We start from the raw sequence: 1,423 nt of genomic DNA on the forward strand, positions 1-1,423 counted from the left end.
CGATGCTTGTGGCAACCCTATACATGTTGAGCTGTCAGGTGGGCAAGTACATGACTCTAAGGTAGCAAAGGCGTTGATACGTAGCACAATCAACAACCAGACTAAAGCGGTGATTGCAGACAGGGGCTACGATAGTAGAGAGTGTATCAAGCACTGTGCTCAGTCAGTCATATCAGTCGCACTGTCTCGATTTTAAAATAAATTGACTATAGTTAATTACTCTACGCCTAAAAACTCTAGAAACTCAGGACTCTCGAAACTTGCTTGATACAGCACGCCATCTTCACGATAAATAGCAGGTGTCGCTATTACAGCGAGGCCTGCCGCTTTGTCACGATTTGGCGTCACGTGATCGACCTCACAACTGGCAGAGGCGGGCGTCATCTCACCTTGCAACATGGCTTTATCAAACGCTTGCCGACGACTGTTTGCATCAGTTTGGCACCAGATACCGCGCATTTGCGCGGGTGACTGCTTATAGATCGGATAGCCGATCACGTTGACTGTCACGCCTTTTGCATTAAGCATGGGTATTTGCTGATGCAATCGGCGGCAATACGGGCAGTTGACGTCGTCAGCCACATATATCACGGCTTTCTCGGTACTGGTGGCGGGATAGCGAATCAGCTGTTTGTCATCCAAAGTCGCCAATACCGACTGATTTTTGCGTTGCTCAAACTCTGTGTCCAGACCCACGAACTGACCGTTTTCGATGACAGATATCTCGCCATCAGTGATATATTGCGCATCATCTGAGAGTAAAAAAGGCACGCCTTCCAAAGTCGCACCCCAAATCACGCCTGGTACAGCGGTGTAAAAAAACGGTGTTTTGTGGCTCATATTTTTGAGCGCGCTCATGTTGGCAAGCATTGCCGATTTGACGGCTGCACTGACTGGTTGGCCTATTTGCTCTCTATGACTGCGCGGCAACGTTTTGGTCACTACCCGCTTGCTTGGGTTCTTTTGCAGCTCGCCTTGAATGACGTATTTGCCGTCTTTAGTGATATGTAGTGGCGCTTGTCCTGCAAGAGTCACCTGATACATATTGGGCAAGTTTGAGGGCGCAATAGAGGTGATCTGCGTCTTGATTCCTGCTTGCGTGAGCACTTGGCGCAAATGGCTGTCGATGGATTGATTCATTGTGCCAACTCTTTCTACATTTTCAATATTTTGGTTGCTAGTGACTCCTTCGTTAGACTGAGCACAGGCGGTGGTTGCCAAAGTTATTATACTAACTAAACTGGCAATTTTTATTAAAGGTAGTTTCACAAAGACCATCCTATTTACTATTTAGTTTAACAAAGACAAAATTTGATTAAATATTACATACGCAGATATGATTTTAATCAATGGGATATTATTCAAAAAAGTATATTGATAAAGATTTTCAGACTGTAGCATAAAGGGTGGATGGATAGAGTGA

General features: G+C 45.3%; 2 protein-coding genes. One reads left to right on the forward strand and one right to left on the reverse strand.

Features of this window, described 5'->3' with window-relative positions; translation table 11 throughout:
- A partial coding sequence (locus JFC05_RS12605; RefSeq protein WP_198337133.1) for a transposase occupies positions 1–196 on the forward strand: 196 nt, incomplete at its 5' end.
- A 20-nt stretch (positions 197–216) separates the two neighbouring features.
- Here JFC05_RS12605 and JFC05_RS12610 read toward each other — a convergent pair.
- Entirely contained in the window at positions 217–1,140 is a 924-nt protein-coding gene (locus tag JFC05_RS12610) for a disulfide isomerase DsbC N-terminal domain-containing protein (RefSeq protein WP_227697558.1), read from the reverse strand.
- Between the last annotated feature and the right edge of the window lie 283 nt (positions 1,141–1,423).

The sequence above is a fragment of the Psychrobacter celer genome (assembly GCF_016107555.1).
Lineage (GTDB): Bacteria > Pseudomonadota > Gammaproteobacteria > Pseudomonadales > Moraxellaceae > Psychrobacter > Psychrobacter celer.

What these genes read in the sequence shown, in the direction of transcription:
- JFC05_RS12610 (WP_227697558.1), bottom strand. Translation starts at nt 1,140, where the DNA reads ATGAATCAATCCATCGACAGCCATTTGCGCCAAGTGCTCACGCAAGCA.